The sequence below is a fragment of the Mesorhizobium sp. WSM4837 genome, from assembly GCF_055811435.1.
Genome location: NZ_JBVVQE010000043.1, coordinates 31,712 through 58,435, shown reverse-complemented (window position 1 = coordinate 58,435; position 26,724 = coordinate 31,712). Strand labels below are relative to the sequence as shown.

Sequence of the window (26,724 nt, the reverse complement as noted above, 5' to 3'; positions counted from 1 at the left end):
TCATAAAGGTCATCGTGCATCTGCTGGACGAGTTCGTCGTCGGAAAGCTCGGAAAGGATGATCTCGTCGTCGGCCATTTTTAATCCAGCTCCTTGCCGCACAGATGCAATTGCGGGGCCTCAAATATCACGTCAATACCTAACCCGCTACAGGCCAGCGTCCATAGCTGATTTGCGACTTCCCGCAAAAGGAAAGCGACTGCAGATCTATTGGAATTCTTGTCGATTTTGCGACAGGCGTTGGCGCTGGCGGGCCGTTTCGAATAGGGTGCATGACTACGATCCGGCCAGAAGCCGCGATATGCGGCAATAATAATTGTGCCAGAACAAAAGCCAGGGAAGAACGATCATGAGTGAGAACGCGCCGGTCGATCAGGAAGCGTCAAACGCGCGGCGCGGACGCGCCGCCAGTGGTGGTGCCGCTGCCCGACGGGCGGCGCGCTCGGGTGGCGGCCCCGGCACCCAACTCACCTACATCAAGCGCAAGATCAACGTCTATGAGGTGCTGGACGAGGAAGGGCTGACGCTGATCGAGAAGAACACCGACACGGTGCTCGAAGAGATCGGCATCATCTTTCGCGACGACGCCGAGGCGCTGCAGCTGTGGAAAGAGGCCGGCGCCGACGTCAAAGGCGAGCGCGTGCACTTTCCCAAGGGGCTCTGCCGCTCACTTCTGAAGACGGCGCCGTCCGTCTATACCCAGCATGCCCGCAATGCCGAACGTTCGGTGCAGATCGGCGGCAACGCCACGGTCTTCGCACCGGTCTACGGCCCGCCCTTCGTGCGCGACCTCGACGGCGTCAGGCGCTATGCGACGATCGAGGATTTCCGGAATTTCGTGAAGCTCGCCTATATGGCACCGTCGATCCACCATTCGGGCGGCACGGTGTGCGAGCCGGTCGACGTGCCTGTCAACAAGCGCCATCTCGACATGATCTACAGCCACATCAAATATTCGGACAAGCCGTTCATGGGCTCGGTCACCGCGCCGGAGCGCGCCGAAGACACGGTGGCGATGGCCAAGATCGTGTTCGGCGACGATTTCGTCGAGAACAACACGGTGCTGACCAGCCTGATCAACGCCAATTCGCCGATGGTGTTCGACGAGACCATGCTGGGGGCGCTGAAAGTCTATTCGCGCCACAACCAGGCCTGTATCGTCACGCCGTTCATCCTCGCCGGCGCGATGAGCCCGGTGACGGTCGCCGGCACGCTGACCCAGGTCCTGGCCGAAGTGCTGGCTGGCGCGTCGTTCACGCAGCTGATCCGGCCGGGCGCACCGGTGCTGTTCGGCACCTTCGCCTCGTCGATCTCGATGCAGTCGGGCGCGCCGACCTTCGGCACGCCGGAGCCGTCACTGGTTTCCTATGGCGCAGCGCAGCTCGCGCGCCGGCTTGGCCTGCCGTTCCGCACCGGCGGCTCGCTCTGCGCCTCGAAAATCCCGGACGCGCAGGCCGCCTATGAGAGCGCCAACACGCTGAACTCGACGATCCTCGCCGGCACCAATTTCGTGCTGCATTCGGCCGGCTGGCTCGAGGGCGGGCTCGCTTCCTGCTACGAAAAATTCATGATGGACATCGACCAGCTCGGCATGACCCAGAAGTTCTCCGAAGGCGTCGACCTGTCGGAGAACGGCCAAGCGATGGATGCCATCCGCCAGGTCGGCCCGGGCAGCCACTATCTCGGCTGTGACCACACCCAGGCCAATTTCCAGACGGCATTCTACCGTTCCAGCATCGCCGACAACAATTCCTACGAGCAGTGGCTGGCCGAAGGCGAAAAGTCGGCACCGCAGCGCGCCAACGAACTCGCTCGCCGCTGGCTGGAAAGCTACGAGGCGCCGCATCTCGATCAGGGCATCGACGATGGGCTGAAGGACTTCATCGCCAGCAAGAAGGCGTCGATGGCCGACGCCTTCACCTGAAAGGAGCCCGAGTCAGGCGGGGCTAAAGTCGCCAACATCATCCACAAGGAAGTCTGGCGGAGCGCCTTCTCCGAGCCGGACAGCAAGGGATGATCCTTGAGCGCAGCATGGTCGAAGATATAGCGGCGGCGCTTTCCGCCCACGGCCTCATCCTGCGCGGCGGCTTCAATTTTGCAGGCGGTGAGGAAACACCCTCCGGTCTCTCCGGCGCTGCCGCCAGATCCGTCCTGCTGGTGGGGCAGGCGGGCGCCGCGCCGTGGCCGCATTTTCTGCGCTGGCGGGAAGGCCAATCGCAAACTGTTGCGGATCCGCTCGATGCATGGTCGCGCGAAGTGATCGGCGCAGTGGCGAAGAAATTCGGCGCGCGCGCCGTGTCGCCGTCCGACACGCCTTATCTGCCGTTCCAGCAATGGGCGATGCAGGCGGAGGGTCTGAAACCGTCGCCGCTCGGCATCCTCATGCATCCGCAATACGGGCTGTGGCACGCCTATCGCGGCGCGCTGCTGTTCGAGGACGAGATTGCGTTTGGGGAAACTCGCGAAGTGGTTCACCTTTGCGATGCATGTGTCGACAAACCCTGCCTGAAATCCTGTCCGGTCGATGCCTATTCTGCGGATGGTTTTGCGCACAAGGCCTGTCTGGCGCATGTGCGTGGGCACAACGGCGCGCCGTGCCGAACCGGCGGCTGTCTCGACCGCAATGCCTGTCCCGACGGCGCGGCCTATCGCTATCCGCCACAGGTTCAAGCCTTCCACATGGCGGCGTTCGCGGGCCTGTAGCATCGCCGAATGCCGAACGAAACTTGAACACCGTAATTGCGACCGCCCTGCAAAAAATCTTTCCATCATCCCAAGGAATCGCCACTAGCCTTCGTCCAACAGGAAGATGATGGCGATGATGCTGGATGAAAGCGAAGCCTCCGACGCCGAACTGATCGGGCGTGCGCAGGGCGGAGACAGGGGGGCTTTCGGCACATTGCTCGAAAGGCACTATGACTTCGTCTATCGCGCCGCCTATCGCTGGTGCGGGAAAAAGGCCGACGCGGAGGATATAGCCCAGGAAGTCTGCGTCCGGCTCGGCCGGGCGATCCGCGATTATCATGGCAGCGGCGCCTTCACCACCTGGCTCTACGCCATGACGCTGAATGCGGCACGCGACATGATGCGCAAGACCGCCCGCGAGGCAATCAAGACCGAAGCCTACGGGGCTTACGAGCTGATCTCGGGAGAGGCCCCGGCCGAGCCCGAAGATCCAGCCGAGGCGCTTTGGGCGGCGGTGCGGATGCTGCCGGACAAGCAGCGCGACGCGGTGCTGCTCGTCTATGGCGAAGGGCTGAGCCACGCACTCGCTTCCGAGGCGATGGGCATCTCGGAGACGACGGTTTCCTGGCACATCCATGAAGCGAAGAAACGGTTGAAGGCGTTGATGCTTTCAGCCGGGGAAGTGTGATCATGGTCGACGACAACGAACTCACCAGGCTGCGCGACATCGCAGCACCGGCACCCGGTACCGCGGCGAAGGCGCGTGCCTTCGAGGCCGCCATGCGGGCTTACGACCTGGACGAAAAAACTTCACCTGCCGCCCAAGGAACGGCGAAAGGGCTTCGTCTCACAGAGCGAGCACAAAAGCTCTGGAGCGAAATCATGCAAAAGAAACTCTTCGCCACCCCGGCCATTGCCGGGCTCGTCGCCCTGCCGATCGCCGGATACGCCACGATCTATATGCTGCAGGAGCAGCCGTTCTATTCCGGTGGGGACGAGAAGATCGCTGAAACGCTGGCCGATAAACCAGCGGCCAAAGCGCCGGGGGCGGGGGGGGGGGGGGCGCGCGCCGCGGGCGGGAAGAGGGGGTGAAACCAGAACCCCCCCCCCCACCCCCGCCCCCCCCCCCCCCCCCCCGGGGGGGGGGGGGGGCGCGCCGCCCCCCCCCCCCCCCCCGAGGCCGATAAGCGGATGAAAGCCGATGCCGACGCCGAAAACCGCGTCGCAGCCGAGGCGCTTGTCGCGCCGGCATCGCCGCCGAAGCCACAATCGGCTGCCGGCGGCCTGGCGCAGCAGGACTCTCTGGCCCGCAATGCGGCGCCCGAGCCGGCACCTGCGACGAAAGGCGAGTTCGCAAGGGATGGTGGAACTGCGCCGACTGGCAGAGTGATGATGTCCATGTCTCCTCCGAAAGCCGACGGAGCCACGCAGGCTGGCCGCATGCCAGGCGCCGAATCCAAGCTGATGGTACAGCCGCAGGCCATGCCGGCCGACCAGATGCTGCCGGAGCAAAACCGCGACCGCATCGAGGATTTCAAGAGCAATCCGGTGCGTGCAGCACTTGAGGACCCGGTCTCGACCTTCTCGATCGATGTCGACACGGCCTCCTATTCCTTCGTGCGGCGTTCGCTCAGGGACGGTGTCGTGCCGCAGGCCGACACGGTCCGCGTCGAGGAGATGATCAACTACTTCCCCTATGACTGGAAAGGACCGGACGTTGCCTCGACGCCGTTCAACTCGACGGTCAGCGTCATGCCGACGCCGTGGAACGAGCACACCAGGCTGATGCATGTCGCCATCAAGGGTTTCGACGCCAAGCCGGCCGAGCAGCCCAAGGCCAATCTGGTCTTCCTGATCGACGTATCGGGCTCGATGAACGAGCAGGACAAGCTGCCGCTCCTGCAGTCCGCCTTCCGGCTTCTGGTCAATAAATTGAAGCCCGAGGACACCGTCTCGATCGTCACCTATGCGGGCGATGCCGGCACTGTCCTGGAGCCGACGAAGGTTTCGGAGAAGGACAAGATCCTCAATGCCATCGACACGTTGGCGCCCGGCGGCAGCACGGCCGGCGAGGCGGGTATCAGGCAAGCCTATCGGCTGGCGCAGAAATCCTTTGTCAACGACGGCATCAATCGCGTGATGCTCGCGACGGACGGCGACTTCAATGTCGGCCAGACCGACGATGACGATCTGAAGCGGTTGATCGAAAAGGAGCGCAAGACCGGGGTGTTCCTGTCGGTGTTCGGTTTCGGCCGCGGCAACCTGGACGATCAGATAATGCAGACCATCGCCCAGAACGGCAACGGCACCGCCGCCTATATCGACACTTTGGCCGAGGCCGAGAAGGTGCTGGTCGAGGATGCGTCCTCGACATTGTTCACCATCGCCAAGGACGTGAAGATCCAGGTCGAGTTCAACCCGCAAAAAGTCTCGGAATACCGGCTGATCGGCTACGAGACCCGGGCCTTGAACCGCGAGGATTTCAACAATGACCGCGTCGATGCCGGCGAGATCGGTTCGGGGCATTCGGTTACCGCGATCTACGAGATCAGGCCGAAGGACAGTGGCGGGGAGAAGATCGATCCGCTGCGCTACGGCCAGGCTGCAGTGAACAATGGCGGCGTCGCCAATGCCGACGAATATGCCTTCGTCAAGATCCGCTACAAGTTGCCGAACGAGGATGCCTCGAAGCTGATCACCACGCCGGTGACATCGGCCAACGAAGTGGCTGGTTTCGACCAGGCCAGCATCGACCAGCGATTCTCCGTTGCCGTCGCAGCTTTTGGCCAGAAGCTGCGCGACGAGGATGCGACCGCGAAGTTCGGCTACGACAAGATCATCGAGATTGCCACTGCCGCCCGTGGAGCCGACCCGTTCGGGTACCGGTCCGAGTTCCTCTCGCTGGTGCGCCTTGCCTCGGCGCTCGGCGGTAACCGGTAGTGGGTGTGACGGCCGGTTTTCCTCAGATGGGATCGTTCTGATACGGAAAACCACCGATGGGCGGTGAGGCAGGCCGGCAGGGAAAACCTTGCCGGCCTTTTCAATTGCGTCAGGCGCGGCTGCGCCGGCGCTCGCGGCGGGCTTCGCTGGTCTCGACGGTGTTGACCGTCGCCTGCTTGTTGCGCATCGGGCCGATGCGCTCGACAATTTTTTCGACGGTAGGGCGATCCGACCTTGTGTGCGCATCGAGTGCCTTGCGCATGGCGGCGAGGTGGGCGAACGAGGTGCCGCAGCAACCGCCGACGATCTTTGCGCCGGCATCGACGGCCAGCCTGACATAGTCGGCCATCAGCTCGGGCGTGCCGGAATAGTGGATTTCGGCGCCCCGAAATTCCGGAATGCCGCAATTGCCCTTGACGATCACCGTCGCCTCCGGCTTCGCCTCGGTCATGTCGAGCAGTGAAGCGAGGATGTCGGAGGCGCCGACGCCGCAATTGGCGCCGACACCGAGCGGCGCCTGCGACAAGCCATCGGTGACGCCGTGGATGTCCTTCGGCAACAGCCCCATCATGGTGCGGCCGGCGGTGTCGAAGGAGCCGGTATAGGTATAGGGCAGGCCGACGCGGATCGCGGCTTCGGCTGCGGCACGGATTTCGTCCGGCGCCGACATGGTCTCGATCCAGGCGACTTCGGCGCCGCCGGCCTTCAGGCCCTCTATCTGTTCGGCAAAGGCGTCGACCGCCTCGTCATAGGTCATGGCGCCGAGCGGCACCAGCAGCTCGCCGGTCGGGCCGACCGAGCCGGCGACGATGACCTTGCGGCCGGCCTTATCGGCGACAGCGCGGGCGATCTCGGCGGCGCGCTTGTTCAGCGCGTAAACCCGGTCCTGCGCATGGTGCAGCTTCAGCCGGTGGCGGGTGCCGCCGAAGGAGTTGGTCAGGATGATGTCGGCGCCGGCATCGACGAAGTTCTGGTGCAGACTGGTGATGGTGTCCGGCGCCGTCTCGTTCAGCAACTCTGGAGCCTCGCCGGCCTCCAGCCCCATGGCGAACAGATTGGTGCCGGTGGCGCCATCGGCGAGCAGAACGCCCTTTTCGGCAAGCAAAGCGTCGATTGGATTGGTCATTGGAAATCACGCCTTCCGGGATTCGTTGTCGGGATATAAAGAAATCTTTATATGACGTCAATGTCGGTGCAGGAAGCAAGCCGTCAAAATCGCATTTCCGCCAGCCTTTGGGTGAAGCTGGCTGCTTCGTGCGCATTGATGTCGGCGGCGCGGATCAGATTGTCGAAATGGCTGGTCAGCTTGCGGACCGGCTGGGTCGCGTTCAGCACCAGATACATGTCGCCGACATAGATGGCGGCGCGATAAGGCCCGAAGATGGTGTAGGGGATCGAATAACGCATCCGTCCGTCATAGAGAAACAGGCGGAAGGTGGGATAAAGGTCGTCGAGCAGCGTCGCCATATGAAGAAGCTGCTGGTGGCGGGCGGCCTCAGGGAAACGGTCCCAGACGCCCAGGCCGCGCGCAAAGATCTCCAGCGTATGGCGCGGCATGCAGACTTCCATGTCGGTTTCCGGCCGCCGGTTGTAGTCGATGCGGTACTGCGTCTCGCCGGCCTGGGCCTCACGGCTCTTGTTGGCGATACCGGCCTCGTAGTCGACGAGCGCTTCGGTGCGCAGAAGATCGGGAATGCCGGCCGGCACGTAACGGATTTTCGTGCCCGCGGCCTCGGCATGCCATCTGGCCAGCAGCGTGCGGTCGAAGCCGTCAGGCGCTTCCTCGATCTCCAGGCTCTCGCGGATTTCACCGGTGAGGCCTTCGTCCTGGCTGAGGCCGAGCAGCCAGTCGAGCGACACTTTGAATTCGGCGGCGATGTTGAGCAGCGTTTCGGCGCGGGGAAGGCGTGTCGAGGCGCCGGACAGCAGCTGCGAAAGCGCCGAACGGTCGATGCCCACCGCAGTCGCGAAAGCGGACTGGTTCAGATCGGATCGTGTCAGGAGCATTTTCAGGCGCTCCCGAAAGACCGTCGACAGGTCGCGTTTGTCCATATCGTCATTCCAGCCATTGGGAGAAAAAAAATTCGCCGAACCCGCCGACCTGGCACTTTGGGCGTAAATGAATCCTCAAGCCTGTTTACAATAGATAACACATGCAGCTGAAAATTCGCAATCGCAACATTTTGTGCGCTTTGTCGCGTTGCAGCATCACGACGCTCCTGACACAATGCTGTCAGGAATCAAAACGGTTCCGGCGACTGGAAGGGCAGTGGTCGATCGATGACAAGCAGGAATAACAGACGGCGCAATGCACCGGCCATCGAATGGCCGACGGTCTTCCTCGCGTTTTTCTGCTACGGCACCTGGCTTGCAGCCGGCCTGTTCCTGTGGCCGTCCTATCCGCTGCTGGCGCTCGTCGTCCTGGCCTTGATGGCGGCGCTGCAATCCTCGCTGGCGCATGAAGTCCTGCACGGCCATCCGACCCGCAATGCGCACATCAACGAAGCTTTCGTCTTCCTGCCGATTGGTCTCGTCTGGCCGTTCCGGCGGTTCAAGACCATTCATCTGCGCCATCATGCCGACGAACGGCTGACCGATCCGCTTGACGATCCTGAAAGCTACTACCGGGCGCTGTGGCACCATGACGAATTGCCGCCGGCGATGAAGTTCGTGCTGAAGATCAACAACACCATGATCGGCCGGCTCATTCTCGGTCCGTGGCTGTCATGCATCGGCTTCTTCATCGACGATGCCAGGCAGGTGCTCGCCGGCGACAAGGTGATCCGCAAGGCATGGCTGCTGCACGCCATCGGCCTCGCCGTGGTGCTGCCGGTCGTGCAGTTCGGCTTCGGCATCCCGCTATGGCTCTACATCCTGGTGCCGGTGTGGCTGGGCCAGTCGCTGATCTCGATCCGCACCTTCGCCGAGCATCAGTGGTCGGAGCATCCGGAAGGCCGTACGGTGATCGTCGAACGTTCGCCGCTGTCGTTCCTGTTCCTCAACAACAATCTGCATTTCGTTCATCACAAGAGCCCGACGGTGGCCTGGTACCGGCTGCCGAAGCTGTTTCGCGAGCGCCGTGACGAGTGGCTGCGGATGAACAATGGCTATGCCTATCCGAACTATTTCGCGCTGCTCAAGGCATATGCCTTCAAGGCCAAGGAGCCGATCGTCCACCCGGTGCTGCGGCGCACGCCGGAACCGGGCCGGGCGTTCAAGCCGCGCGTCAGGGCGCGCAGCCTCAATGGGCTTGGCAGTGCGCCGGTACCGGCCGAGCCGCCGAAAGAATGAATTTTTGGGTATTGCCGGCAGCGATGCCCAGGTGCGCGTCAATGGCCTCGTCAATTTTTCTCAGCGTAACGATCAAAGTCCCGGCATGAGCGAGTTCGTTGCCGGCTTGCCGATGTACGACTGGTCTGAAATGCGGAGCGAGGTCGACGCCCAATGGGCGCGGCTGCGTGATGCCTTCCGGCAAAAAGGCATCGACGCGCCGCAGACCATCGCTCGCGCCAATGCCGATCTGCGGCCTGTGGAAGGCGGCATCCGCGACGCCGCCGGAAAGGTCATGGCGCCCGATCCGGCGACGCTGCCGCCGGACGAGTTGGATTTTTTCGGCCTCTGGCTGCATCCGGCGCTGCTGCTCGCTCAGACCTGCTGGGGTCCGATGGAACTCGGGCTGGCGACGCACGTTCAACTGATCGGCCAGCCGCGTTACGACGCGTTCGAGGGCGGGCAGGGTGAACTCTATTCGAGCGCGCTGGTGATGCGTGCTGGTGAAGCGCCAACGGTTGCCTCACCGTCCGATGGCAGCCCGCTCATCCCCCTCGATGTCCTGCGTGACAAGCATTTTACCTTCAACAGCCTCGATTCCATGTCGGGCATTATCGCGCCGACGCGTGACCTGGAGGCGCTGGGCGAAAGCCTGGACATCTTCTCCGAGCGCAGCGAAAGCGGTGGCCACCGCGCCTCGATCGTCGCCATTGCCGAGGGCAAGGCCGATGTCGCGGCGATCGACTGCCAGAGCTGGGCCAATGCGCGGCGCTTCGAGCCGGCAGCGGAAGCGGTCACGGTCGTCGGCTGGACAAGGCGGCGCAAGGGCCTGCCGTTCATCACTGCCAGAACGACACCGGAAACGGTCGTGGAGGCGCTGCGCGAGGCGGTCGCGGCGACCGCATAAAGACAATCAGCCGCCGAGCAGCCGCTCATCGAGCGGGTAGGTCGAAAGCTGCTCGTTGCCGGTTTCGGTGATCAGGATCTGCTCCTCGATCTTGACGCCCTCGCGCCCGCCAAGCCGGCCGATATAGCTCTCGACGCAAAGCACCATGCCCGACACAAGCACGCCGTCGGGGGTGTCTTCGGTCCAGTCGATTGCATGCGGCAGCGTCGGGTATTCGTCGGCCAGGCCGACGCCGTGATAGAGCACGCCGTAACGCGCCGGGAAACAATCTGCGGGCGGCACCGCCGAGCGTTCGACAAGATCGCGGAACGATGTGCCCGGCTGCATCAGGCCGATGTTGTGGGCGATCTGATCGGCGGCGATGCGAAACAGCTCGCGTTGCTCGTTGGACGGCTCGGTCTCGCCGCAGAGCCAGGTGCGCGACAGGTCGGCGCAGAAACCGTAAGGGCCGATCAAATCGGTATCGAAAGCGACGAGGTCGCCGGCTGCGATCGCTCGCGACGAGCATTCCTGGAACCAGGGATTGGTGCGCGGGCCGGATGTCAACAGCCGGGTTTCGACCCATTCGCCGCCACGCGCGATGTTGCCGCGGTGGAGTTCGGCCCACAGTTCGTTTTCGGAAATTCCTGGCCTCAATGCTGCTTCCATCTCGCCCATCGCCGCCTCGCAGGCGACGATCGACCGGCGCATGGCCAGGATTTCGTCGGGCGATTTGATCAGGCGTGCATTTTCCATCAGCGCTTCGCCATTGCCGATCGAGATGCCGAGGCGGGCGAGCTCTCCGACGCCCTCGGGATTGATGTGATCGACGGCGATGCGGCCGATACCGCCACCATGCTGCTTGACCAGATCGGCGATCCCGGCGGCCCAGCGGCGGACTTTTTGCTCGGTGAGCTCGCCGCTGTAGAGATAGATCCACGACACTGCCGGCCGAACCTCGTCGACGACGCCGGAGTGGTCGGAAAGGTGCTCGCAGGAAAAATAGTCGAACAGCACCACCGGACCTTCGGTGGCAACGAAACAATGTCTTGTCGGATTGTGTGCGATCCAGAGCTGCATGTTGGTCGAGTCGGTCGCATAGCGGATGTTGATCGGATCGTAGAGCAAGGCTCCCGCATAGCCGCGGCGCTTCAGCTCGGCGCGGATGCGGTCGAGCCGGTATTGGCGCATGGCGGGCAGGTCGGGAGCAGCAATGCCGGCGGCGTGCCACTCGGCTTCCGCCAGTGCGCCGTAGCCAAGCACATGCTGGTTGAGTTCAGCGGCCTTCTGCCGCGATTTCAGGCGCAACGCATCGATTGAGCCTGCTTCGTCTGGCTCGAACGGGGCGATCCTGCGATGACGACCGAACCGTCGCTCGACCCTCGGATCGCTCATTTTCCTATCCTCCCGATATCAATCGGCCGCGCAGGTCAGGCCCAAGGGCGGGCCGTTGGGTCCAATGCTTTCAGGCCCGCATCTTTTCGCCGCTCGGGTCGAAAGGCGGCTCGACATTGATGCGGACTGGTCGTCGGCTTCCGAGGATCTCGATCTCGAACAGTCCGGCGCTTTCGTCCGCGGCCAAGGCCGCTGGCACATAGCCTTGCGCCATCGATTTCTTGATATAATGGGCATAGCCGCCGGAGGTGACCCAGCCGACCACGCGCCAGTCGCCGTCGACGATGCCGCGCACGGCCGAAGCGCCTTCCGCGGCGCTCGAGCCGCGCACTTCCTCGCCGTCCGCGTCGAAGCGCGGCGCGCCATAGCCGTGCGGCTTCTCCACTGTGCCGTAATCCTTGCCGCCGACCTTGGCCCAGATTGGTTCGTCGCCCATGACGTCGGCGTCTGCGGCATCGACGATGAAGGAGACACGGCGCAGTTTTGGCCCTTCTGCCTGCTCCCTGGCTGCCGCGTCGCGTCCGATGAAGTCGTTCTTCTCCAGCTTAACGAAGCGGTCCATCGCCCCCTCGAACGGCCCGTAGATCGGGCGCAGTTCGCGGAACCAGGTCGGAAAATTCTTTTCCAGGCGCATCGAGAGCAGGGCGCGCATGCCGAAATCGACCAGGCCAAACTCTTCGCCGGCATCCTTGATCGCCTTGTAGACCAGACGCTGGTAGGCCGGCGCCATCCAGATCTCGTAACCGAGGTCACCGGTATAGGTAATGCGATTGACCATGCAGGGCGCGCCGCCGACCGCCATCTCGCGAAAATCCATGAAGCGGAAGGCCTTTGTCGAGATGTCGGCGTCAACCAGTTTCTGCAGGAGGTCGCGTGATTTCGGCCCGGCGATCGACAAGCCGACCAGCGTCTGGTCGAAGCGGTGAATGCGGACCTGTGACGCCCCTGGACCATCCTTCGGCAGGTGCTTCTCGAACCAGCGCATATGATACTTCTGCGCCGCCGACGAGCTCCAGATCATGAAGCGCTCTTCGCCCGCCTTGGCGATGGTGAAGTCGCCGATCAGCCTGCCGAAATCGTTCAGCATAGGGGTCAGCACAATGCGGCCGGTCTTCGGCATGCGGTTGGTCATCAGCCGGTTGAGGAAATCTTCCGATCCCGGCCCGGAGACTTCGTATTTGGCGAAATTGGCGATCTCGGTGACGCCGACCTTCTCGCGGGTGGCGCGCACTTCCTCGCCGATCGGCCCGAAATCGTTGGAGCGATGGAAGGAAACGATGTCCTTCGGCTCGGTGCCTTTCGGTGCGAACCAGAGCGGGGTTTCAAGGCCCCAGCTATCGCCCATGACGGCGTTGTTGGCCAGCATCGTGTCGTAAAGCGGGGTCGTCTGGGCCGGGCGTGCCGCAGGCAGTTCCTCGTTGGGAAAGCGGATGGAAAAACGGCGCGAATAGTTTTCGCGCACCTTGGCATTGGTATAGCGCAGCGTCGCCCATTCGCCGAAGCGCGCGACGTCCATGCCCCAGACGTCGAAGCCGGGATCGCCATGGACCATCCAGTTCGACAATGCCAACCCGACGCCGCCGCCTTGCGAGAAACCGGCCATCACGGCGCAGGCGCACCAGAAATTGGTCAGGCCCTGCACCGGGCCGACCAGCGGATTGCCGTCCAGCGCGAAGGTGAAGGGACCGTTGATGATCTGCTTGATGCCGGCCTTCTCGATGCCGGGAAAATGCTTGAAGCCGATTTCCAGCGACGGCGCGATGCGGTCGATGTCGGGCTGCAGCAGCTCATGGCCGAAATCCCACGGCGTGTTGACCGGAGACCACGGCTTGCAGGCTTTTTCATAGGTGCCGAGCAGGATGCCGTTGCGTTCCTGGCGGGTGTAGATCTCGCCCTTGAAGTCCATAACGCCGATCATCTCGCGGCCGGTCGACTTGTTGAATTCCTCGACCTCCGGCATCGGCTCGGTCAAAAGGTACATATGCTCCATGGCCAGCAGCGGCAGCTCGACGCCGACCATGCGGCCGATCTCGCGCGCCCACAGGCCGCCGCAGTTGACGACATGCTCGGCCTTGACTGTGCCTTGCTCGGTTACGACGTTCCAGGTGCCGTCGACCTCCTGCGTCAGCTCGACGACGCGGTTGCGCAGCACGATCTCGGCGCCGAGCTTCCTGGCGGCCTTGGCGTAGGCGTGGGTGGTGCCGGAAGGATCGAGATGGCCTTCGACCGGATCCCACATGGCGCCGACGAAATTGGTCTCGTCCATCAGCGGGAACATCGCCTTGGCCTCTGACGGCGTGATCAGCTCGGTGTCCATGCCGAGATAGCGGCCTTTGGCGTGGGCAAGGCGCAGGAAGTCCATGCGCTCGGGCGTGTCGGCCATCATCACGCCGCCGGTCAGGTGCAGCGAGCAGGACTGGCCTGAAAGCGCTTCGATCTCCCTGTAGAGCTGCACCGTATAGGCCTGCAGCTTGGCGACATTGGGATCGCCATTGAGCGTATGGAAGCCGCCCGCCGCATGCCAGGACGAACCGGAAGTGAGCTCCGAACGCTCGATCAGCATGATGTCGGTCCAGCCCGCCTTGGCCAGATGGTAAAGCACCGAGCAGCCGACGACGCCGCCACCGATGACAACCGCTTTTGCATGAGATTTCATGAAGATAGTTCCGTTTTTGAAGAGATTGAATCGAGTGGGCGGGGCGTGAAAGCAAAGCGAGGAAGGGCGCTGGCTGGAATAATCTCACGCCCTTCCTCTACCCCGTCGATCGGGGGAGAGGTGTCGAGCGGAGCTCGACGGAGTGGGAGTCGCCTGTTCATCAAATCAATACAGATGATCAAAAATCAGTCGGCGCGCCGCCTTCAGACCGACGTTTGTCGACGAAGGCGTCGAGCTCCTCGCGGATAGCCGGGTCCATGTAGGGCTCTTCATAGGAGGCCAGCCGCTCCTTCCACACCCGATTGGCTTTTTCGATAGCTGTCGGCGATCCGGCTTCCGCCCAGGTCTCGAAATTGCGCCAGTCGGAGATGACAGGCGAATAGAAGGCGGTCTTGTAGCGGTCCTGAGTATGCTGGGTGCCGAAGAAATGGCCGCCGGGACCGACATCGCGGATGGCGTCGATAGCCAGTGCTTCCTCCGAAAGGTCGAGCGGGGTCAAAAATTCGGCCACCATCTGCAGCAGATCGATGTCCAGGATGGTCTTCTCGTAGGAGCAGCGCAGGCCGCCTTCCAGCCAGCCGGCCGCATGCATCATCAGATTGCCGCCGCCCTGTATGGCGCCCCACAGCGAGAACACGCTTTCATAGGCGGCCTGTGCGTCGACCGTGTTGGCGGCGCAGGTGTTGGAAGTGCGGTAGGGAATGTTGTAGCGGCGGGCGAGCTGGCCGCCGACCAATTGCGCCTTCATGTATTCCGGCGTGCCGAAGGCCGGCGCGCCGGACTTCATGTCGACGTTGGAGGTGAAGCCGCCATAGCCGACGGGCGCGCCCTTGCGCACCATCTGGGCGAAGGCAATGCCGGACAGTGCCTCGGCATTCTGCTGCACCAGCGCACCGGCGATGGTCACCGGCGCCATGGCGCCCGACAGGGTGAACGGCGTCACGATGACGACCTGGCCCTTGCTCGACATCTGGATGATGCCTTCCATCATCGGCACGTCGAGCTTGAGCGGCGAATTGGTGTTGATGATGGTGAACACCGACGGCTGTTCGAGAAGCTGTTCGGCGCTGATGCCGCGCGCGATCCTGGTGATCTCGATGCCGTCGACATTGCGCTCCTTGCCGAGCGAATAGATGTGGAACACCTTGTCGGTCAGCACGCTCAGATCGCGGATGCATTCGAGGTGCCGGACGGACGGATGGATATCGATCGGCTCGACCGGATAGCCGCCGGTGCAGTTCAGGATGTTGTGCATCTGCGCAAGCTTGAGGAAGTTGCGGTAGTCCTGCTGGTTGCCGGGGCGGCGGCCGCGGTCGATGTCGGAACAATTGGGCGCCGACGCCATCATCGAGATGATCAGGTTGTCGCCGCCGAAGCGGACATTGTGCGCCGGATTGCGGGCATGGATGGTGAATTCCGACGGGCAGTGCGAAACCAGCTCGAGGATCATGTCGCTGTCGAAGCGCACCCGCTCACTGCCTTCGCGGACATCTGCGCCATGCGCCTTCATGATGCGCCTTGCCTCGTCGTGCAGCACGTCGACGCCGATTTCCCTGAGAACGCGCAGCGAGGCGAGGTGGATCGATTCCAGTTCGTCGTCGGAGACCAGCCTGGTCGGCGTCAGCGGGATTTTCAGCTGACGGAAAGGCGGCTGCTCGAATGCCGCCGCTGCGCCGGCGCGCTTGCCCGCGCGGCCGCCGCGACGGGCGCGGTCGTTTGTCAATGCCGGTTCGGCGGGATGAAGGGCGGCGGTCATGATAGTCCTCGTACGCTGCGACGGTGCGGCGGCATAATGGACCGACCGCCGTCCCGCCATTGCGGAGGCGGCGACCACTAGGACGAGGGAAGCGACATGGACGTTCGCCAGCCGGACGCACCAGGGCGAATCCAGATCTGTGCCCGAACTGTGAAACATGTCACGTTGCGATCACGTCATATTGAGCAAGTACATTGAATACAAACCGTCCTGAGGGAGACTATTTCCGTGTCGGATGTTGTTAGCGTGCGTGCAGCGACCAACAACGAAGTCGCTTTCATTGCCTGGGATATTGACGGAATGATCGACGGCTGTCTCGGCTTCGAGATCGTCCGCATCTATCCCGGCACCGGCGAGGAACGCTGTCTGGCTTCCTGGGTGCCTTTCCGGGGGCAACGCAACAAGGACTGGATTCCGCAGGATACCGGCGTCTGGCCGGTGCAGAAGACATTCTGGCGCGATCTTACGGTGCGGCGGCGCCGCGACAGCGTCGAAATCAGGCCGGATGGCGAATTGGTCGCCTACCGGGTGCGTCCGGTCGGCGACATGCGGCCCGGCCTCGATCCAGTGCCGGTGCGCCCCGAGAAAGCCTATACCGGAGCGGCTCGGCCGCTCGGCTATCTCGGACAAGGCGCCGTCAGCCCGACCATCTTCCTGGGATCGATGTTCGGCAAGGCGCGGCTCGCCTTCACCAACGGTGTGCTCTCGACGCAATGGCTGTCGCGCGCGCTGGAAGACGCCGGCATCAAGGTCGGGCAGCGTGACAAGATCAGGGCCGAGCTTCAGCGTCCCGGCAGCAAGATCCGCGCCTATCTTCATGGCGAGGTTCCGGATGTACTCACCAGCCTGATGAAACGGGCCAAGGCCGAGGGCGGCACTGTCAGGCTTGCCCTCTACGAGCTTGGCGATGACGAGTTGTGCGACGCGATCATCGACGGCAAGGATGTCGTCGACGTCATTCTTTCGAATTCGGGCAGGGATGAACAAACGAAGGCGTGGGACGCGGGCAACGCGCCCTTCAGAAAGCGGCTGCGCGACGCCGGCGTCGTGCTGACCGATCGTCTGTTCAACAACAATCATATCGGCCACAACAAGTTTGCGGTCTACCGCGACGCCCAGGGCAATCCGCAGGCGGTCATGACCGGCAGCACCAACTGGACGTCGACCGGCATTTGCGGACAGTCCAACAACGCCTTCATCCGCGACGACCCTGCCATGGCCAAAGTGTTCGATGCCTATTGGGAGCGGATGAAGGCCGACGTGTTCCCGCCGCCGGCGAGCGATAGCGCCGCTGGACGTGTGGCGCAGAAGCAAGGCAGGCCGTTTCGCCTGAAGAATCGCACACCGAACCATGTCGATGGGACCACCATCTGGTTCTCGCCAAACGATCCCGACCGCAGCAAAAAGGACATCTCGGTGCGGCCTGTCGACCTCGAAGATGTCTTCGCACGAATCAAGGCGGCGAAGGAGGCGGTGCTCTTTCTCGTGTTCAATCCGTCGCGGCTTGGCAACAATTCGGTCATCGATCAGGCGGTCGCGGCGGCGACGGCGAATCCAAAGCTGATCGTGCAAGGCGCAATCAGCGATCACACCGCCATGCCCAACTATATTGCTCCGACCCGGGATCCAGTCACCAACAAATCGAACAAGGACGGCAAATCGCCATTCGTCTTTCCGGAGAAGGTCTGGGAGGCGCCGAACGTCTCCATCGTCAGGGCGGCCAACCTGACGGGGGCCTCGGTTGCGCGGGATTTCCAGGCGGAAGTGCTGACCGTCGGCCATGCGATCGTGCACGACAAGATCGTGATCATCGATCCGATGGCCGACAATGCGACCGTCATCGCCGGCAGCCACAACCTTGGCTACAAGGCGTCCTATGAAAACGACGAGAACATGGTGATCGTCGAAGGCGACAAGACGTTCGCTGCGGCCTTTGCGGTGCATATGCTCGACGTGTTCGACCACTACAAGTTCCGCGCCTGGCGCAGAACGATTGGAGTAGGACCGTCGGACAATGACGGGCTCTCCATCGACGACAAGTGGCTGAAGCCTTACGCGGAGGGCAGGAAGGGGGCGATTGCCCGGTATTTTCCGTAGTGGCCTGAATGGTGCCGCGGAGTCCTTAACAAGGCATGCTCTGGCTGGCGCAAGCGGTTCCTGCCGCCGGTGCTTCCCGGCACGCCCCCGAAACGCTAATCGTGCAGGTTTCGTGGTGCGAATCATGGACCGGGCGGAACAGAACAGCGACGAGACAATGCAGTGGGCGGCGATCACCGGCGTGATCGCCACCGTTTCGGTGTTCGCCATCGCGCAAGGGCTGAGCTACCCGCTGCTGAGCTTCATCCTGCAGCGCCAGGGCGTCTCGCCGGCCATGATCGGCCTGTCGGCGGCAATGACGCCGGTCGGCTTTATCGTCTCGTCGCCGCTCATCCCGGCGCTGGCGCGCCGGTTTGGGGCAGGGCGCACGGCGCTGACCTGCGCGGCCCTTTCCGCGATCATGCTGGCGCTGATCGGCTGGACGCAAAATGTCTATCTCTGGTTTCCACTGCGCTTCCTGATCGGCGTGGTGACCAATCCGCTCTATGTGCTGAGCGAGATCTGGGTGATCGCGCTGGCGCCTCCGGCGCGCCGCGGTCGCATGATGGGAATCTATTCTACAGTCATTTCGGCAGGTTTCGCGGCCGGCCCGCTGTGCCTGCTTGCGGTCGGCACCGAAGGATGGCCGCCGTTTCTCGTCGGCATCGCCGCATTCGTCTTTTGCGGCGCCTGCCTGGCGCTGGTGCTGGGACGGCTGCCAAAGGTCGATGAAGCCGGGCACCAGGTTTCGGTGATGGGTTTCATGCCGATGGCATGGTTGCTGCTGTCGGCGGTCGTGGTGGCCGCCGGTTTCGAACAGGGGGTGCTGGCACTGCTGCCGGTCTACGGAGCGCATTATGGCATCGCGGAGGCCCGCATGTCGGCGCTGCTGTCGATGATGATCGCCGGCAACATCGCCATGCAGGTGCCGCTCGGCCTGCTGGCGGAACGGCTGACAGCGCGTCCGGTGCGATTTATCTGTGTATCGCTAACGGTGCTCGGGTGTGTGCTGTTGCCGGTTCTCATAGAGACGCCGCTGATCTGGCCGTGCGTGTTCGTCTGGGGCGCGGTTTCCTACGGCATCTACACGATGTCGATCATCGAGCTCGGCGAGCGGTTTACCGGCTCGGCACTGGTCGCCGGCAACGCCGCCTTCTCGCTCATGTGGGGCGTCGGGGGCATCGCCGTGCCGCCGCTGGCGGGCGGCGCCATGGATATTCTCGGCGCGGACGGCCTGCCGATCACGCTTGGCGCCATTTGTCTGGCGTTGGCGGTCACAACCGTATTGCGGGGGCGAGCGGTCTAATACAATTGCGGGGTGCCTTCATTTCCGTGCCATCTGGAAATCGCCCATAAATCACATTCGGCATGGTGTTCAGAGGGATGCATCCTGCGTAGAAGGTTTCGAATTTCAACAGCACGATCAAAATCGGGTATCAATCCAACATCGGACAGTTCCGTGTTCGCAAACACGTCAGGAAATCCTCCGCAGTTGGTCAAAGCGCTTATGGAGACGTCTTTATCCAACAAGTCGTAGCCCAGGAAGGTAAATCCGTTCCAGTCGAGTGAACGCACGTCAACCGACGGTCTTCGTATCACATTGAGGACATTCAAATCGACCGGATCCGCCAACTCCGAAAGGAGGAAGTCCAGGTCCACAAAGAAATCGAGCATGTAGTCCTCGTTAACAATATGGGGCCAGTAGCTGTCCTTTACCTGTCCCAGCGCGACCGGCCCGAGCATTCCATCGAGTGAGACGACCTCGCTTAATTGGGTGAGGCCGGACCAGTTGATGTACATGGTCCACGCAGTGCCGCTGAAAGGACCGAACTTCTCTTTCGCAATGTACAGATGTTGCATGGAGTTCCCTCGTGGCCTGCGGGCGGCAGGCGGCCCCACCTTAGGAGGCCAACAGCGCAATGGCTCCTTTTGCGTTCCAAGTTGAATACCGATAGTGGCAAGACGACGTTGCCGAGCCTTGACGAATTTATCGGAGACCACATGACCAGTTCGAACACAAAGACGCGTCCCAATTCGGCGACTGAGGATCCCTTTCTCTGGCTGGAGGACAGAACGGGCAAGGAAACGCTCGACTGGGTTCACCGTCAGAACGAGATCACGGTCGCCGAGTTGCAGGGCGATCCATCCTACCAGACCTGCTTCCAAACCGCACTGGACCTGATGACGGCCGAAGACAACATTGCCGTCGGGTTTGCGCTCAACGGCCACGTCTATAATTTCTGGCAGGACAAGACCAACGTGCTCGGCCTCTGGCGGCGCACTCCGGTCGCTTCCTACAAGACCGATAAGCCGGAATGGGAGACGATCATCGACTTCGACAGTCTGTCAGCCAAGGAGGGTGTGAAATGGGTGTTCAGCGGCGCCAGCCGGCTTTACCCCGATTTCAGCCGCTGCCTGCTCAGCCTGTCGCCGGATGGCGGCGACGCCAGCGAAATGCGCGAATTCGACATCGACAGCAAGTCCTTTGTCGAGGACGGCTTTCGTGCTCCTGCCTCGAAGTCGGGCTTCAACTGGCTGGACAAGGACACGGTCATCGTCTCGGCTGCCTTCGAAGAGGACGAAAAAACCCAGTCCGGTTATCCGCGCGTGGTCAAGCTTTGGCAGCGCGGCACCAGGCTGGAGGATGCGACGCCGATTTTCGAGGCGCAGAAGCAGGATCTCGCCGCCGGCGGTTCCCTCGAATTCGACGGCGACAAGCGTCATCTCTTGCTGACCCGGACGCTCGATTTCTTTGCCTCGCACAGTTTTCTTCGTCTGCCCTCCGGTGAAAACAGGCGCATCCCGTTGCCGGACGACGTGACCGACGCGGTGCTGTTCAGGGATCAGTTCGTCTTTGGAGTGCGCAGCCCGTGGACGGCGCCGGACGGCACGCTGTGCAAGCCTGATGGCCTCTATTCGCTGGACTTCGCGCGCTGGATCGAGACCAATGCGCTCGCACCTGTCGAGACCGTGCTCGAGCCGGCGGATCGTGTCTCGATTGCCGGCATTGCCCGCACGCGGGACCGGTTGTTCATCAATCTGATGGACAATGTGCGCGGCAAGGTCGTCGCCTGCGATCGCCACGGCAGCGGCTGGTCGCTGCAGCCGGTGGCGCTACCCGAAAACGGCAGTGTCGGCATCAGCCATGCCGAGCGTTTCGGCTCCAGCGTGTCCTTCTCCTTCACCGATTTCCTGACGCCGAGCTCGATCATCTGGTCGGACGACAATGCAGCGATGCTGACAACCGTGAAATCGCAGCCGGCGCGTTTCGATGCATCGTCGCTGGTCTCGGAACAGTTCGAGGCACGCTCGAAGGACGGCACTAAAATCCCTTATTTCGTCGTCAGGCGGCGCGACCAGGACGGGCCGGTGCCGACGCTGCTTTACGGCTATGGCGGCTTCGAAGTGCCGCTGCTGCCCGGCTATGTCGGCGTGCGCGGCCGGCTGTGGCTGGAAAAGGGCAATGCCTATGTGCAGGCCAATATCCGCGGCGGCGGCGAGTTCGGTCCGAACTGGCATCAGGCCGCGCTCAAGGCCAATCGCCAGAACGCCTTCGACGATTTCGCCGCGGTCGCGCAAGACCTGGTGGAACGCGGCATCGCCACGCCGGCGACGCTTGGCATCCAGGGCGGCTCGAATGGCGGCTTGCTGACCGGCGTTTCGCTGACCCAGCATCCGGAGCTTTTCGGCGCGGTGATCATCGACGTGCCGCTGCTCGACATGCTGCGCTACACCGAACTGCCGCCCGGCGCATCCTGGATGGCCGAGTATGGCGATCCGGCGAAGCCGGAAGAGGCCGCGTCGCTGGCGGCTTACTCGCCTTATCAGCATGTCGAGACCGATGCCGCCTATCCGCCGGTGCTGCTGACGACATCGACCGCCGACGACCGCGTCCATCCCGGCCACGCGCGGAAGATGGCGGCACGGCTGCAGGCTGCCGGCCACGCGAAGACGCTGTTTTTCGAGGAGACCGAGGGCGGCCATGGCGGGCGCGGCGATCGCCGGCCGCAAGCGGCACAGGCGGCGATGAAGTATGTCTTCCTGCAACGGGCGCTGGCCGGAACGGCTTGAACGGAACGGCTTGAACTGATCGCATCAGACCGCCTAAGATGCTGCATGGCTCGGATAAAGGCATTATGCGCGTTTGGGGTGGCGGTGACGCCGTCGCCGCGCACGCTTCGCGCCGAGCTTTTGCGGCTTTGCGCCCGCATCGGCTATTCGCCGCCCGCCTTCCTCTGACGAATCCGCCCCGGCAGCAATTGCCGGATTGGTTCAAGAGGAAGATCAGACATGACCCATCAGAATTATTCGCTGAAGCAGCTTCAGCAGTTCGATGCTGCGCATCACCTCCATCCGTTTACCGACCACAAGGAGATGCGCGAGGCCGGCTCACGCATCATCACCCACGCCAACGGGCCGTTCATCTACGATTCCGAAGGCACGGAAATCCTCGACGGCATGGCCGGACTGTGGTGCGTCAACATCGGTTACGGCCGCGATGAGCTGGCCGACGCCGCTTACGCCCAGATGAAGGAACTGCCTTATTACAATTCCTTCTTCAAATGCTCGACCCCGACACCGGTGCTGCTGGCCAAAAAGCTGGCGGAACTGGCGCCAAAGCAAGTCAACCAGGTGTTCTACGGCTCGTCCGGTTCGGAGGCCAACGACACGGCGCTGCGCCTTGTGCGCCACTATTGGGCGTTGGAAAGCAAGCCGGAGAAGAACCGCATCATCTCGCGCAAGAGCGCATATCACGGCTCGACCATCGCCGGCACGTCGCTGGGCGGCATGGAGCCGATGCACAAGCAGCTCAACGGCGCGGTTCCCAACATCGTCCATGTGATGATGCCTTATGCCTATGAGCTGGCTCTGCCCGGCGAAAGCGACCATGATTTCGGCCTGCGCGCGGCCAAGGCCGTCGAGGATGCCATTCTCGAAGCCGGCGCCGACAAGGTCGCCGCCTTCATCGGCGAGCCGGTGATGGGAGCAGGCGGCGTGAAGATACCGCCGATGAGCTATTGGCCGGAAGTGCAGCGCATCTGCCGCAAATACGATATCCTGCTGATGCTGGACGAGGTCATCACCGGCTATGGCCGCACCGGCGAGTGGTTCGCAGCTCAGACCTTCGACATCGAGCCCGATACCATCACCACCGCCAAGGCGCTGACCTCCGGTTATCAGCCGCTGTCGGCACTGCTGGTCGGTGACCGCATCGCCGCGACGCTGGTCGAGAAGGGCGGCGAGTTCAATCACGGCTATACTTATGCCGGCCACCCCGTGGCCTGCGCCGTGGCGCTGAAAAACCTCGAGATCATCGAGCGGGAAGGTTTGGTCGATCGGGTCAAGAACGACACCGGACCCTATTTCGCCAAGGCGCTGCAGGAGCGCGTCGGCGGGCACAATCTGGTCGGCGAGGTGCGCTCGATCGGGCTGATGGCGGCGATCGAGATCGTCAGCGACAAGGCGACCAAGGAGCGCTTCCTGCCGGCCGGGAGCGCGGCCGTGACCGTCCGCGACCACGCAGTTGCCCAGGGCATGATGCTGCGCGCCACCGGCGATACGATGATCCTGTCGCCGCCGCTGATCTGGACGCGCGAGACGATCGACATGGCCTGCGGCCGCATCGCCAAGGCGCTTGACCTGGCGCAGGCGGATTTACGCAAGCGGTGAGATAAAACGGCGCCGGGCGTTCTGCAACCGGACGCCCGGCGTTTGAATGCCGGACTCTGCCAGCCGGAAAAGCCGCTCACCAAGAGCCGAGGCCCGATCGGCGGATTTCACTTTTTTGTCTCGGGCAGCGCCGCTTTGCTCAAGGCAGTGCTGCGCTTCGGTACGGCGCGCCGGCGCCGCATAAATCGATCAAGCAAGTTCCGTCTTCTCTTGCGCTGGACAAGATCGATATCGCTGACAAGCTTTGCGCCGCCCTCGCGCCGCTCCAATGTGATCTTGCGGCTATGAAAGGCTTCCAGCTCGGCGCGATGCGCTACGCTTACGATGGTGACCTTCGGCAATTCGTGAACGATCATCTCCATCATCTTGTCCTGGCTCTTTTCATCGAGTGCTGACGTTGCTTCATCCAGCACGATGATATCGGGGCTGTGCAGCAGAAGACGCGCGAAGGCGAGCCGCTGCTTTTCGCCACCCGACAAGGTCTGGTCCCATGGCGCGTCGTCCTCGATCTTGTCATTCAGATAATCGAGCCCGACCTTGTCGAGGGCAGCCTTGATCTCGTCCAGCGTCCAGCGATCGGCGGCGCCTGGATAGGCGACTGCGCGGCGAAGCGTCCCGGTGGGGACATAAGGCCGTTGCGGCAACATGAACAGCCGTCTGTCGGCGTGGATGTTGACGCTGCCGCCGCCCCACGGCCACAGACCTGCGACGGCCCGCACCAGCGTACTCTTGCCTGAGCCGGATTCGCCGGCGACGAGCACCCGCTCGCCTGATTCGATCACGACCTTGGTTTCCTTGACCACGGCGGTGCCGTCGTCGAGCGACACGGAGAGATTGTTCAGGCTGAGCATCGCATCGCCTGCAGCTTCGCCGCGCTTTATACGTCCGAGCGTGTTGCTCTGCTCCGCGCGCTCGAGCCCGTCGAGCGACATCATCAGCGAGGCGATGCGCCGTGCACAGGCGTTCCAATTGGCGAGACGGGGGTAGTTGTCGACCAGCCATCCGAACGCGCCCTGCACGATGGCAAAGGCAGAGGCAGCCTGCATGACCTGGCCAAGTGTCATGCCGCCTTCGAGAAACTTTGGAGCGCAAAGCAAAACCGGCACGACAGGCGCAAACAGACTCGCCCCCTGCGATACCAGCGCTGTGCGCATGTGCTGACCTGTAAGGAGCGCCCATTGCCTGAGCACATAGGCGAACGTCTTGTCGATGCCGCTACGCTCTTCCTCCTCGCCGCCGAGCAATGCGATACTCTCGCCGTTTTCCCGCACGCGGGTCAGCGTGTAGCGGAATTCGGCTTCCGCCTGATTTTTTTCCTCGGAGAGGTGGACGAAATGGCGGCCAATGACCGCCATCGAGGTGGATGTGATCGCGGCATAGAGCACCGCGGTGATGACGAGAAAGCCGGGAATGGTCACCGTCGAACCTGCGATCGTCAGAGTCAGGGCCCCGCCGATCGTCCAGAGCACCACGATGAAGGTCGAGGCCGACAGAAACGCGTTGATGACACCGGCGATGAAGTCGACCGGGGATTCGGTGGCGATCCGCAAATCCTCCGTGATGCGGGCTTCAGGGTTCTGGTGGTCGCCGCCGACGAGGTTCAACTGAAAGTAGCGGCCGCTTGCAAGCCACCGCGCGATGACCGCGTTGGTGAGCCAGGAACGCCAGCGGCGCTGCATCGTCATGCGAAGGAAGACCTGTGCAACGACAAGGCTTCCGCTGCCGAGCACGAGCGGCACGAAAACGGCGCTCAGGACATAGACGGTGCGCGCATTGCGTTGCTCAAGGGCATCGAAAATTGCGCGATTCCAGACATTGATCCCATACTGGAAGCCGACATTGATGACGATCAGGAGCAATAACCCGATCGTGTACGGCCAAGCCCGCCTATCGCCTCCGCGGCCCCAGTAACCGCGCGCGCTGATCCAGAAACGCCTCAGCAAGTATCTCTTGCGCGCCTGCTCGGCCTCCTCAGGGGTCAACTCCGGATCGGGTTCGACGAACTCCAGCGGCGGCCGGGCCGCGCCCACGATCTCAGACGCGGCTTCGACAGTCGATTGCTTCTCCTGGTGCGACTTCTCGGCATCGCGCGATTTGGAGACCGATTTCGGCTTGGATTTAGCCCCGGACATACCGGCGATAACGACTTGGAAATCAGAAGGTTTCAATGATGTCCGCTCAAGCCGCTTGATCTCCACGTCGGCACGGATGCGGTCGGCTTCGTTTCCTGGCGTCTTCCTTGATCTGCTGCCGCTTCGCGAGCGTGTCGACAATCTTTCGTCCGCAGTGCGGCTTCCAACGACAGGGGTGTTGGAACTGCCATTCATCTGGGGGATTGTAATGCTGGTTAAGCATAAGCCGCTTGGCACATAGGCTTGTCAGAGCAATCGATGCGTCAACTGTAAGTTTTGTAAGATCGACAACGCAATTTGTAGTTGCGTTTTACATAAACGCGTCAAAATAACATAGGGAGGCTATCATGATTAGGCTGCAGACAGTTCTATTTTCTATTCTGCTACTAGGAGTGACAGGGTTGCCGGCGACGGCGGAGGAGGTCTGGTCGCTTGACGGCTTCAAGGCCCCAGAGAGCGTCCTCTTCGATGCAAAGCGGAACGTCTTCTACGTCTCCAACATTGTCGGCGAGCCCGCCGGCAAGGATGGGGTTGGATACCTTTCGAAAGTTTCGCCTGACGGAAAATTGCAGGCAGCCGAATGGGTGACCGGCTTTAATGCGCCCAAGGGATTGGTGATGAAAGGCGATACGCTTTTCGTCACCGACATCGATCGGCTCATGGCTGTCGACGTCGAGAGCGGTCAGATCACTGGAACGTGGCCTGCAGAAGGCGCTCAATTCCTCAATGATCCCGCTATCGACGAGGCGGGTCGGGTCTTTGCTTCCGACATGCTGGCGAACAGGATTTATGTTCTGGACAATGATGCTCTCTCCGTCTGGCTCGAGAGCGAGGATCTCCTGCATCCGAATGGTCTGCGCGTCGAAGACGGTCGCCTCCTCGTCGCAGGTTGGGGTCGCGACATCCAGCCGGATTTTTCGTCCAAGACACCCGGCCATCTGATCGCGATCGACCTGAAGACGAAGGCCATCTCTGACATCGGGTCCGGCGAGCCTGTTGGAAATCTGGATGGTCTAGAATCAGACGGGGCAGGGAATTGGCTGGTTACGGATTGGGTCGCAGGGGCGCTCTTTCGCATTCATCCGGATGGAAAAGTCGAGCAGCTGATGGACCTCAATCAAGGCAGCGCCGATCTGGAATTCCTGGAAGAAAAGAAGCTGGCAATCATCCCCATGATGATGGACGGCAAGCTGGTCGCAACTCGATTGGATGGAGCAACTTGAGAAGAGGCTCGCATAGCCCTCTTCCCTTGGCCGCAC

General features: G+C 62.3%; 20 protein-coding genes and 1 pseudogene. 13 read left to right on the top strand and 8 right to left on the bottom strand.

Translation table 11 applies throughout. The features are described 5' to 3' along the window. A pseudogene (locus AC0L3D_RS23200) lies at nucleotides 1-77 on the bottom strand (cobalamin-binding protein); the annotation flags it as partial. Between the two features lie 271 nt (nucleotides 78-348). On the opposite strand from AC0L3D_RS23200, the gene AC0L3D_RS23195 reads away from it, so the two are divergent. The 5 genes from AC0L3D_RS23195 (at nucleotide 349) to AC0L3D_RS23175 (ending at nucleotide 5,624) form a co-directional block, all read left to right on the top strand. Continuing rightward, nucleotides 349-1,923 carry a trimethylamine methyltransferase family protein gene (locus AC0L3D_RS23195; protein ID WP_023798939.1) on the top strand — a complete coding sequence of 525 codons (1,575 nt, stop codon included), beginning with the start codon at nucleotides 349-351 and terminating at the stop codon, nucleotides 1,921-1,923. An 89-nt stretch (nucleotides 1,924-2,012) separates the two neighbouring features. Continuing rightward, complete coding sequence (locus AC0L3D_RS23190; protein ID WP_473645917.1) at nucleotides 2,013-2,702, top strand: hypothetical protein; 690 nt, start codon at nucleotides 2,013-2,015, stop codon at nucleotides 2,700-2,702. A gap of 109 nt (nucleotides 2,703-2,811) precedes the next feature. Next, nucleotides 2,812-3,372: an RNA polymerase sigma factor gene (locus tag AC0L3D_RS23185; protein ID WP_473627260.1), complete on the top strand. Its 561-nt coding sequence runs from the start codon at nucleotides 2,812-2,814 to the stop codon at nucleotides 3,370-3,372. Nucleotides 3,373-3,374: 2 nt separating this feature from the next. After that, entirely contained in the window at nucleotides 3,375-3,776 is a 402-nt protein-coding gene (locus tag AC0L3D_RS23180; RefSeq protein ID WP_473645915.1) for a hypothetical protein, read from the top strand. 99 nt (nucleotides 3,777-3,875) lie between these two features. After that, the gene (locus tag AC0L3D_RS23175) at nucleotides 3,876-5,624 is read left to right on the top strand and encodes a vWA domain-containing protein (RefSeq protein WP_473645914.1); all 1,749 of its coding nucleotides are present in this window, start codon (nucleotides 3,876-3,878) and stop codon (nucleotides 5,622-5,624) included. Nucleotides 5,625-5,733: 109 nt separating this feature from the next. Here AC0L3D_RS23175 and bmt read toward each other — a convergent pair whose 3' ends face one another. Continuing rightward, nucleotides 5,734-6,750, bottom strand: coding sequence for a betaine--homocysteine S-methyltransferase (gene bmt / locus AC0L3D_RS23170; RefSeq protein ID WP_473627266.1), 1,017 nt, complete (start codon nucleotides 6,748-6,750; stop codon nucleotides 5,734-5,736). 83 nt (nucleotides 6,751-6,833) lie between these two features. Continuing rightward, on the bottom strand, nucleotides 6,834-7,676 hold the full coding sequence (locus AC0L3D_RS23165; RefSeq protein WP_027154489.1) for a helix-turn-helix domain-containing protein: 843 nt from the start codon (nucleotides 7,674-7,676) through the stop codon (nucleotides 6,834-6,836). 228 nt (nucleotides 7,677-7,904) lie between these two features. On the opposite strand from AC0L3D_RS23165, the gene AC0L3D_RS23160 reads away from it, so the two are divergent. Further along, nucleotides 7,905-8,915, top strand: coding sequence for a fatty acid desaturase (locus AC0L3D_RS23160; RefSeq protein ID WP_473627267.1), 1,011 nt, complete (start codon nucleotides 7,905-7,907; stop codon nucleotides 8,913-8,915). An 85-nt stretch (nucleotides 8,916-9,000) separates the two neighbouring features. Continuing rightward, complete coding sequence (locus AC0L3D_RS23155; protein WP_473645919.1) at nucleotides 9,001-9,801, top strand: phosphate/phosphite/phosphonate ABC transporter substrate-binding protein; 801 nt, start codon at nucleotides 9,001-9,003, stop codon at nucleotides 9,799-9,801. A 6-nt stretch (nucleotides 9,802-9,807) separates the two neighbouring features. On the opposite strand, the gene AC0L3D_RS23150 is transcribed toward AC0L3D_RS23155, so the two are convergent. The 3 genes from AC0L3D_RS23150 to AC0L3D_RS23140 all read right to left on the bottom strand — a co-directional run bounded on the left by AC0L3D_RS23150 (nucleotide 9,808) and on the right by AC0L3D_RS23140 (nucleotide 15,587). Continuing rightward, nucleotides 9,808-11,175, bottom strand: coding sequence for a M24 family metallopeptidase (locus AC0L3D_RS23150; RefSeq protein ID WP_473627269.1), 1,368 nt, complete (start codon nucleotides 11,173-11,175; stop codon nucleotides 9,808-9,810). A 70-nt stretch (nucleotides 11,176-11,245) separates the two neighbouring features. After that, the gene (locus AC0L3D_RS23145) at nucleotides 11,246-13,831 is read right to left on the bottom strand and encodes a GcvT family protein (protein WP_473627270.1); all 2,586 of its coding nucleotides are present in this window, start codon (nucleotides 13,829-13,831) and stop codon (nucleotides 11,246-11,248) included. Nucleotides 13,832-14,009: 178 nt separating this feature from the next. Continuing rightward, on the bottom strand, nucleotides 14,010-15,587 hold the full coding sequence (locus AC0L3D_RS23140; protein ID WP_473627271.1) for a trimethylamine methyltransferase family protein: 1,578 nt from the start codon (nucleotides 15,585-15,587) through the stop codon (nucleotides 14,010-14,012). 228 nt (nucleotides 15,588-15,815) lie between these two features. On the opposite strand from AC0L3D_RS23140, the gene AC0L3D_RS23135 reads away from it, so the two are divergent. Together AC0L3D_RS23135 and AC0L3D_RS23130 are read left to right on the top strand one after the other, a co-directional pair. Beyond that, nucleotides 15,816-17,684, top strand: a complete 1,869-nt coding sequence (locus AC0L3D_RS23135; protein WP_473645912.1) for a phospholipase D-like domain-containing protein — start codon at nucleotides 15,816-15,818, stop codon at nucleotides 17,682-17,684. A 124-nt stretch (nucleotides 17,685-17,808) separates the two neighbouring features. Beyond that, nucleotides 17,809-18,969: an MFS transporter gene (locus AC0L3D_RS23130; protein WP_473627274.1), complete on the top strand. Its 1,161-nt coding sequence runs from the start codon at nucleotides 17,809-17,811 to the stop codon at nucleotides 18,967-18,969. Here AC0L3D_RS23130 and AC0L3D_RS23125 read toward each other — a convergent pair. Next, entirely contained in the window at nucleotides 18,966-19,523 is a 558-nt protein-coding gene (locus tag AC0L3D_RS23125) for a hypothetical protein (RefSeq protein WP_473645910.1), read from the bottom strand. The genes AC0L3D_RS23130 and AC0L3D_RS23125 overlap by 4 nt on opposite strands. 141 nt (nucleotides 19,524-19,664) lie before the next feature. Here AC0L3D_RS23125 and AC0L3D_RS23120 point away from each other — a divergent pair, with 141 nt between their 5' ends. Genes AC0L3D_RS23120 through AC0L3D_RS23110 form a run of 3 tightly spaced genes read left to right on the top strand, consistent with a single transcriptional unit; the run spans nucleotide 19,665 to nucleotide 23,333 of the window. After that, the gene (locus tag AC0L3D_RS23120) at nucleotides 19,665-21,734 is read left to right on the top strand and encodes a prolyl oligopeptidase family serine peptidase (RefSeq protein WP_473645908.1); all 2,070 of its coding nucleotides are present in this window, start codon (nucleotides 19,665-19,667) and stop codon (nucleotides 21,732-21,734) included. 45 nt (nucleotides 21,735-21,779) lie between these two features. Further along, nucleotides 21,780-21,902 carry a capsid protein gene (locus tag AC0L3D_RS23115; RefSeq protein WP_419693647.1) on the top strand — a complete coding sequence of 41 codons (123 nt, stop codon included), beginning with the start codon at nucleotides 21,780-21,782 and terminating at the stop codon, nucleotides 21,900-21,902. A 51-nt stretch (nucleotides 21,903-21,953) separates the two neighbouring features. Then, nucleotides 21,954-23,333, top strand: a complete 1,380-nt coding sequence (locus AC0L3D_RS23110; protein ID WP_473627277.1) for an aspartate aminotransferase family protein — start codon at nucleotides 21,954-21,956, stop codon at nucleotides 23,331-23,333. 107 nt (nucleotides 23,334-23,440) lie between these two features. Here the strand turns inward: AC0L3D_RS23110 and AC0L3D_RS23105 are convergent, their stop codons facing one another. Next, nucleotides 23,441-25,465 (bottom strand): ABC transporter ATP-binding protein/permease, encoded by a 2,025-nt coding sequence (locus AC0L3D_RS23105; protein ID WP_473627309.1) that lies wholly within the window; start codon nucleotides 25,463-25,465, stop codon nucleotides 23,441-23,443. 347 nt (nucleotides 25,466-25,812) lie between these two features. On the opposite strand from AC0L3D_RS23105, the gene AC0L3D_RS23100 reads away from it, so the two are divergent. Beyond that, nucleotides 25,813-26,688 (top strand): SMP-30/gluconolactonase/LRE family protein, encoded by an 876-nt coding sequence (locus AC0L3D_RS23100; RefSeq protein WP_128166855.1) that lies wholly within the window; start codon nucleotides 25,813-25,815, stop codon nucleotides 26,686-26,688. Nucleotides 26,689-26,724 lie beyond the last annotated feature (36 nt).